Genomic DNA, 7467 nt, shown 5'->3' on the forward strand with positions numbered 1-7467 from the left:
CTCCCTTCGTCATTGCGAGCGTGGCGAGGCAATCCACCGCAGTCGCACGGCGTCCTGGATTGCTTCGCTCCGCTCGCAATGACGAAAGGCTGCATCATGCCGCGCTCATCGCCCGGCCATGCACGAAGCGGTCGTCCGCCGCGGCCCACTCGGGCCCGGCCTGGCGCAGGATATCGAACAGGTCGTAGATGTTGTCGATCTTGCCGCCCATGATCGAGATCACCGGCGAGCCCTCCGGCTGGCGCTGGAACAGGATCGGCCGTCCGTCGTCGCGCTCGTTCTTGGCGAGCACGGTCTTCACCTCGAACAGCGAGCGTTCGTAGCGCGCGTGGGCGAGCGCGGGAACGTAGCGCGCCGCATCGAGCACCATGTGCCGCTGACGGGTCTCTCGCGGCAGACCGTCGAAGACCTCGTAGGCTTCGCGGCGGGCCGAACCGTCCGTCCAGTGCGCGTGCGGGGTATAGCGCACGTGGGTCAGCGAATGCAGTCCGGCGGACGGGTAGGGCATGCATGAGAAGAACGGCCCGTCCATCACCGTCAGGCCGTAAGGCGCCAGTTCGGACGGTACCTCGACCAGCGCGATCTCCGTCTGCTCGTGCTTGAGCGCCGCCTGCGGCAGGTCGGCCGAGGCGAGCAGGGCATTGGTCTGCGCATATGTCACGTTGAAGACGAAGCGCGCGGCGACCTGCGAGCCGTCCGACAGGCGCACCACCGCGCCGCCGGGGCGTGTCTCCAGCCCTTGCGCGCGCATGCCGAGGCGCACCTCGATGCCGAGCGCGTCCAGGCGGTTGCCCATATGCCGCGCCAGCACCGACCAGTCGAACGCGAACTCGTCGCAGGCGAAGGCCTCCTCGATCGTGTCGGGCGCGAACAGCGCGGCTTGCGAGGGCGTCGCGCGGGCAATCGGCGCGCCCATTTCGGCGAACATGCGCTGAAAGCGCAAGGCAGATACCTTCGAGCGGTGCCGCGCGATGGCGTAGAGCATCTGGAAATCGTCGACCACCGCGTCCGGAAAGTCGGTGGCGAAGCGGCGGTGCAGCACCATCGACTTGACGGCGGTGAGCGCGCTGCGGGGATAGTGGAAGCCGGTGTGCACCCGCGCCTGGTTCACGCGCGACGCACGGCCCAGCAGCTCGTCGCCCGCTTCGACCAGCACGATCCGCTTGCCGAGCGAGCGCAGGAACAGCGCCAGCGCGCAGCCGTAGAAGCCGCCACCGACGATCAGGTAATCGGCCTCGTGCGTCATTCGGCAGCGTTGCGCACCGGCGCGGCGTGGTCCTGATGCGTGGCGATCTCGACGTTGAACTCGTCCATCACCTTGCCGAACAGATCGATCGGCGCGGCCTCGTCGATGATCAGGTCCTCAGGCCCGCCGGTGAGCGCTTCGAGCAGGCGCCTGAGCCCGATCGAGAGGCCGAAGATGGCGAAGCCGAGGAACGCGGCGGTCAGGCTGAGCGCCAGCGACGTGGTGAACCAGCCGGGTTGGATATGCTCCAGCGTCAGCCAGACGATCACGCTGTATGCCGCGAACAGCATGCCGCCGAACGCCGCGAGCAGGGCCGCGGCGGCGACCAGTGTCAGCACGCGCGGGGCCGAGCTGATGGTCAGCCGGTGCAGGACCTCCGTGCGGCGCAACAGCAGCGGCCCGGTTTCGGAGCCCGAGCGGAAGCGCGGCAGGTCGGCCCCGCCTTGAACGTCGGCCCGCATGTCCTGGCGCAGGATCGGCAGGCGCTGATCCACCGGGGGAAAGCGCGTCGCCAGCAGCCGGTCGGGATGCGCGAGCACGATGCCGAGCAAGGCGCGCGGAAAGGCGATCGTCAGCATGTCGTGCGGGCCGATCGTCAGCCCGGCGCCGCGGCCCAGCGCCATCGCCAGCGAGCCGAGGGGATTGGCGTCCACGTGCCGGCCGACGACGAGGGCATGGCGCGCCTCGGCGGTTTCGATCATCGTTGCCAGGTCGAGATACCCGAGCTCCGACGCCGCCGTCACCACCACGACGTCGCCGATGGCCTCGGACGCGACCGCCAGCCGGCGCTGGTAGAAGCTCGCGCCCGGCCGCAGGTGCAGCAGGCGCAAGTTGGGCACACTGGCCTGCAGAGCGCCGTGGCTTGCATCGTCGGCAACGTCACAGGCGAGCAGGATCTCCCAATAGCGGAACCGGGTGTCCAGCTCACGCCCCAGCTGCGCGAGCTGCTGCCTTTGCGCAGCGTCGCGTGCCGGACCGGACAGCGCGACCGAAACCAGCAGATCGTCGCGCGGCTTGCTCACGCCGGAAGCGCTCCGCCCGCAAGCGTCAGCGCCGCCTGCAGTCGGGCGACCGAGGCGGCGAGGTCGTCCAGCGGCGTGGACGTCGCGGCCATCTCGATGGAGAACCAGCCGGCGTACCCGGCGTCCTGCAAGGCGCGGATCGCTCGTGCGGCTTGTGCCGGGTCGGCGGGGGCGGGCGCGAGGTGCGGCTCGCTGACGTGGACATGGCCGATGGTGTCGAGCGCCTGGGCGGCGATCGCCTCGATGCGGTCGAAGTCGCCTTCCATGTGCAGCGCGCCGATATCGAAGTTGAGCACCACCGCCGGATGGTCGACCCGGCGCACGAAGGCCTCGGCGTCCTCGACACGGTTCAGGAAATTGGTGCCATAGGCGCGGCCGTTGGGCTCCATGGCGATCCGCGTACCCGCTGCCAGGGCACGGTCGCCCAATGCGTGGAAGACCTCGGCTGCCTGGTCGTGCGCATCCTGCTCGGACATGCCGTCCGGGTAGGCGCGCTGCCGGGGCGAGCCGAATACCAGGTTGGGGATGCCGAGGCGCCCGGCGAGGCCGATCGCGCGCTCCATTGCCGCGACCAGCCGCGCGCGGGGCTCCTCGCCTTCGAAGAGCGTCGCGCCCGAGACCCCGAACAGCAGCGACTGCATCGAGACCAGGGTCAGCCCGGCATCGCGCATCGGGGCCAGCGCATGCTCCACTTCGGCATCCGTCGGCGCGAACGGATCGGCGGCACCGGCGAGGAACAGGCCCGGCGCGATCTCCAGTCCGGTGAAGCCCGCGCGTGCCAGGATCGCGTAGGCGCCGTCCCGCTCGCTTGCCGGCCAGGCGATATTGGAGACGGCCAGCTTCATGCCGGCACGCGCTCCGCCTGGACGAACTCGGCCACCGCTGCGAGCACCTCTTCACGCGTCGCCATGTATGGGCCGGGCTGACCCCAGAGCGCCGCGTGGCGGGTGCGCATGTCCTCGCTGTGCACGCGCGCCGTACTCTCGGGCATGGCGGTGCCGGTGACCGCCCGGTGCACCTCGCCGGCCGACAGCTGTGGCGGCGAAAGGTGCAGGACCTCCAGCCCGTGCTCCAGCCCCAGGCCGATGTCCCGCCACAGCCGGCGCATGTCGTAGAACTGGAACCGGCTCTCCCGATTGGTGAAGCGCAGCGCGCCGAGCCCGGCGCCGACCACCGCCTGCTCCAGCGCGGTCCTCTGCCCGGAAGCGTCTAGGGCCGCCCGGTCGATCATATGCATGCCAAGCTCTGCATCGAGCGGATAGAGCCGGTCGAGCACGGGCGCGAGCGCGCTGCCTACCGCCCCGCGCAGCTGCTCCAGCCCGGCAGGCGGCACCATCGAGGGCATCGGGTTCATGAAGTCGAACAGGAAGTTCTTCTTCAGCACCGGACCGAACAGTGCGGGCAGGCGCACGACCAGCGCACCCGTAAACCGCTCGGCCACGAAGGCCTCCAGTCGCCGGCGGTTCACGCCATAGGGCGTCGCGGTTTCGAAGGCGGTGGTATCCTCGTCCTCGGCGGCAAAGCCCGCCAGCACCGCCACGGTGGACACCAGCACGAACCGCCGCGCAGAGCCGATCGCGTCGAGTTGCTCGATCAGCGCATCGATGCGGGCGGCATCGCGCTCTGCAAAGCGGTTGGCCTCGAACATGGAGCCGGGCGCGGCGGCACAAACGACGGTATCGAACGATGCGCCCACCAGCTCGCCGACGTTGGCGCTGTTGAACCGCGCGGCGAAGGGATGCTGCCGGACCAGGTTGCCGCCGACGAACCCGGTATGTCCGATCAATCCGTCCACCGTCGATCCTTCTCGCATGCGCAGTGCACCCTCACGCGCCCGGTTACGCCAGTCTTCGGCTCAGGGACTACAAGTAGATGATCGGTAGATACACCGATAGATGCCAAATTTGCGGCCATTGCTGCAGCCGCGTGCGTGCAGGCGGTGCGAACCGGCGTCATGTTCGCGAGTTACCACGTGCCTAGCTTCATTCCCGTGGCATCCCGCATTGCAGCGTTCCTGCGATTGGGCCATGTCCGCCACGGGCCTCAGGGGAGATTGCAGCTCAATGCGCATCACGATGATCGGGTCGGGGTATGTCGGCCTCGTATCCGGAGCTTGCTTTGCCGACTTCGGGCACACCGTGGTGTGCGTCGACAAGGACGAGCGCAAGATCGCGGCGCTGAAAGGCGGGGCGATCCCGATCTTCGAACCCGGGCTCGACCGTCTCGTGTCGGAGAACGTGCGCCGCGGGCGGCTTTCGTTCACCACCGACCTCGGCCCCGCCGTGGCCGAGGCGGACGCCGTGTTCATCGCGGTGGGCACGCCTTCGCGCCGTGGCGATGGCCATGCCGATCTGTCCTACGTCTTCGCCGCAGCGGAAGAGATCGCCCGGTCGCTCACCGGCTATACCGTGATCGTCGACAAGTCGACGGTGCCGGTCGGCACAGGCGACGAGGTGGAGCGGATCATCCACGCGACGGCTCCCGAAGCGGATTTCGCCGTCGTCTCCAACCCGGAGTTCCTGCGCGAAGGCGCGGCGATCGAGGACTTCAAGCGGCCCGACCGCGTCGTCATCGGCAGCGACGATCCGCGCGCGCTGGCGGTGTTGCGCGACATCTATCGCCCGCTCGCCATCGGGCGCTCGCCGATCGTCGAGATGGGCCGCCGCGCAGCAGAGCTCACCAAATACGCCGGCAACGCCTTCCTGGCGACCAAGATCACCTTCATCAACGAGATCGCCGACTTGTGCGAGAAGGTCGGCGCCGACGTGCAGGACGTCGCGCGCGGCATCGGCCTCGACAACCGGATCGGGGCCAAGTTCCTCCATGCGGGGCCGGGCTATGGCGGCTCGTGCTTCCCCAAGGATACGCTGGCGCTGCTCAAGACCGCGCAGGACTACGAAGCGCCGCAGCGCATCGTCGAGGCGGTCGTGGGGGTGAACGACAACCGCAAGCGCGCGATGGGCCGCAAGGTGATCGCCGCCGTGGGAGGCGACATCCGCGACAAGACCGTTTGCGTGCTCGGCCTCACCTTCAAGCCCAACACCGACGACATGCGCGATTCGCCCGCCATCGCCGTGATCCAGACGCTGCAGGACGCGGGCGCCCACGTGCATGCGCACGACCCGGAAGGCACCGAGCAGGCGCAGAAGGTGCTGGAGAACGTCACCTACTTCGACGAGCCCTATGCCGCGATGGAAGGGGCCGAGGCGCTGGTGATCGTGACCGAGTGGGACAACTTCCGCGCGCTGGACCTGAAGCGGGTAAAGAGCCTGCTCGCCGCACCGGTGCTGGTGGACTTGCGCAACATCTACCCACGCGCGCGGTGCGAGGAGCTGGGGTTCACCTACTGTGGGATCGGGCGGTAGGTTCATCCTCCACACACGCCGTCCAGAAACTTCGTCATTCCCGCGACCGCGGCAATCCATCTTTAGGTACGACGGCCTGTTCTCGGCTGACGAGAAGCGCGAGGCCGCGGCCGGCACGGTGCCGCAGCGCCAGATCGAAGCGGCGCCGACTGATCGACAGCGCAAGCACCGGAGATGGATTCCCGGGTTTGCTGGAATGACGAAGGTGTGAGTGAGGCCTGTGGCTTGGGAAAAGCCGCCGCGACCCACTCACATTGACTTTTCCACATCCCCCCGCTACCTGCCCGCCTTTACCGTTCCTGCTGATTTCTCGTGGAGTGCCCCATGGCGCGCGTTACCGTCGAAGATTGTGTCGACAAGGTCCCCAACCGTTTCGACCTCGTCCTGCTCGCCGCGCAGCGTGCGCGCGAAATCTCGGGCGGCGCCGAGCTGACCATCGATCGCGATCGCGACAAGAACCCGGTCGTCGCCCTGCGTGAGATCGCCGAGACCACCGTGCGTCCCGACAACCTCAAGGAGACGCTGGTCACCTCGCTGCAGCGCGTGCTGCCCGAGGACGACGACGAGATGGACGAGATCGGCTCGCTCAGCCAGTCCGCCGAGGCTCTGCGCATCACTGCCGCCGCGCCGACGCGCAACACCTCGATCGGTTCCGACTACGACGGTTGAGTACCGGGGCTAGTGAGTACCGGGGTTAGGGCCTGAAGAGCGGGGCAGATGGCAAAGCGCGATCGGACCCTGCCCAGGATACCCGGACCCAGGATGTCGGGGTCCAGACCGCCGGCACCGCGCGGTGCGGAGGTATCCGCGGCCGCGCCGTCCGGACACTCCGGAACCACCGCCACCATCGCGATCTATTCGGTCAAGGGCGGCGTCGGCAAGACGACCATCGCCGCTAACTTGGCCTGGTGCTCGGCCGAGCTGTCCGGTCGGTCGACCCTGCTCTGGGACCTCGACGCGGCGGGCGGCTCGGGCTTCCTCTACGGCCTGGAGCCGCATCGGTCCCGCGCGGCGGGCGAGGTCTTCGCCCGCGAGGGCCATGCCGAAAAGCTGATCCGTCGCACCGCGTTCGACGGCCTCGACGTGCTGCCGGCCGACGAGTCGATCCGCACGCTCGATGCGACGCTCTCCGCGTTGGGCAAGCGCAAGCGGCTGGCCAAGCTCGCCGAGACGCTGGGCCAGCGCTACGAGCGCATCGTGCTCGATTGCCCGCCGGTGATGAACGAATTGAGCGCGCAAGTGGTGCGCGCCGCCGACCTCATCATCGTGCCGCTGCCGCCCTCGCCCTTGTCGGCCCGCGCGCTCGAGCTGGTGGTGCGCGAGGTGGCCGACCACGCCAAGCGCCACCCGCCGATCCTTCCCGTGCTCTCGATGCTCGACATGCGCCGCACGCTGCACAAGGCGGCACGCGAGGAGAACCCGGCCTGGCCGGTGATCCCCTACGCCAGCGCGGTCGAGCAATGCGCGGTGCAGCAGCGCCCCGTCGGCGCGATTGCGCCGCAGAGTCCCTCCGCCCAGCGCTTCATCGGCCTGTGGCGCGCGATCGAACGCAAGCTGGCCGAGCGTTAGCGCACGTCCTGTCCTCCCCGGCACGGGGAGGGGGACCGCGCGAAGCGTGGTGGAGGGGAGTCTCGGCGTCTCCTGGCCTTGCCGGCAAGCTAGTGTGAGGACGCGAGTCGCCACCACCCCTCGCTGCGCGAGCGGTCCCCCTCCCCGATCCGGGGAGGACAAGGTGCTCTCAGATCCTCCCCTGCAAGGGGAGGTGGCGCGCCTGAAAGGCGTGACGGAGGGTTGTCACCGCTGGTGGAGTGCTCGACCGAGAGGGTTACACCCC

General features: G+C 68.8%; 7 protein-coding genes. 3 read left to right on the top strand and 4 right to left on the bottom strand.

From position 1 onward, the window contains the following. Positions 1 to 94: 94 nt before the first annotated feature. The 4 genes from HNO88_RS07155 to HNO88_RS07170 are packed head-to-tail and all read right to left on the bottom strand — an operon-like array spanning position 95 to position 4063. Positions 95 to 1246, bottom strand: a complete 1152-nt coding sequence (locus tag HNO88_RS07155) for an NAD(P)/FAD-dependent oxidoreductase (RefSeq protein WP_184243510.1) — start codon at positions 1244 to 1246, stop codon at positions 95 to 97. Then, entirely contained in the window at positions 1243 to 2268 is a 1026-nt protein-coding gene (locus HNO88_RS07160; RefSeq protein WP_184243512.1) for a hypothetical protein, read from the bottom strand. Before HNO88_RS07160 ends, HNO88_RS07155 begins: the two co-directional genes overlap by 4 nt. Beyond that, positions 2265 to 3113 (bottom strand): sugar phosphate isomerase/epimerase family protein, encoded by an 849-nt coding sequence (locus HNO88_RS07165; RefSeq protein ID WP_184243515.1) that lies wholly within the window; start codon positions 3111 to 3113, stop codon positions 2265 to 2267. The genes HNO88_RS07160 and HNO88_RS07165 overlap by 4 nt, the downstream gene beginning before the upstream one ends. Further along, positions 3110 to 4063, bottom strand: coding sequence for a Rossmann-fold NAD(P)-binding domain-containing protein (locus HNO88_RS07170; protein ID WP_184243586.1), 954 nt, complete (start codon positions 4061 to 4063; stop codon positions 3110 to 3112). Before HNO88_RS07170 ends, HNO88_RS07165 begins: the two co-directional genes overlap by 4 nt. A 268-nt stretch (positions 4064 to 4331) precedes the next feature. Here HNO88_RS07170 and HNO88_RS07175 point away from each other — a divergent pair, with 268 nt between their 5' ends. The 3 genes from HNO88_RS07175 (at position 4332) to HNO88_RS07185 (ending at position 7202) form a co-directional block, all read left to right on the top strand. Further along, positions 4332 to 5633 carry a UDP-glucose dehydrogenase family protein gene (locus HNO88_RS07175; protein WP_184243517.1) on the top strand — a complete coding sequence of 434 codons (1302 nt, stop codon included), beginning with the start codon at positions 4332 to 4334 and terminating at the stop codon, positions 5631 to 5633. A 324-nt stretch (positions 5634 to 5957) separates the two neighbouring features. Continuing rightward, a complete protein-coding gene (gene rpoZ, locus HNO88_RS07180; protein ID WP_184243520.1) occupies positions 5958 to 6302 on the top strand; it encodes a DNA-directed RNA polymerase subunit omega in 345 nt (114 codons plus the stop codon). Between the two features lie 93 nt (positions 6303 to 6395). Further along, on the top strand, positions 6396 to 7202 hold the full coding sequence (locus HNO88_RS07185; RefSeq protein ID WP_246381252.1) for a ParA family protein: 807 nt from the start codon (positions 6396 to 6398) through the stop codon (positions 7200 to 7202). Positions 7203 to 7467 lie beyond the last annotated feature (265 nt).

Source organism: Novosphingobium chloroacetimidivorans, assembly GCF_014204535.1.
GTDB classification, from domain to species: domain Bacteria; phylum Pseudomonadota; class Alphaproteobacteria; order Sphingomonadales; family Sphingomonadaceae; genus Novosphingobium; species Novosphingobium chloroacetimidivorans.

Excerpts from the sequence above, each read along its gene's own strand:
- HNO88_RS07155 (WP_184243510.1), bottom strand. The coding sequence starts at position 1,246 with ATGACGCACGAGGCCGATTACCTGATCGTCGGTGGCGGCTTCTACGGC.
- HNO88_RS07165 (WP_184243515.1), bottom strand. The coding sequence starts at position 3,113 with ATGAAGCTGGCCGTCTCCAATATCGCCTGGCCGGCAAGCGAGCGGGAC.
- HNO88_RS07175 (WP_184243517.1), top strand. The coding sequence starts at position 4,332 with ATGCGCATCACGATGATCGGGTCGGGGTATGTCGGCCTCGTATCCGGA.
- rpoZ (WP_184243520.1), top strand. The coding sequence starts at position 5,958 with ATGGCGCGCGTTACCGTCGAAGATTGTGTCGACAAGGTCCCCAACCGT.
- HNO88_RS07185 (WP_246381252.1), top strand. The coding sequence starts at position 6,396 with ATGTCGGGGTCCAGACCGCCGGCACCGCGCGGTGCGGAGGTATCCGCG.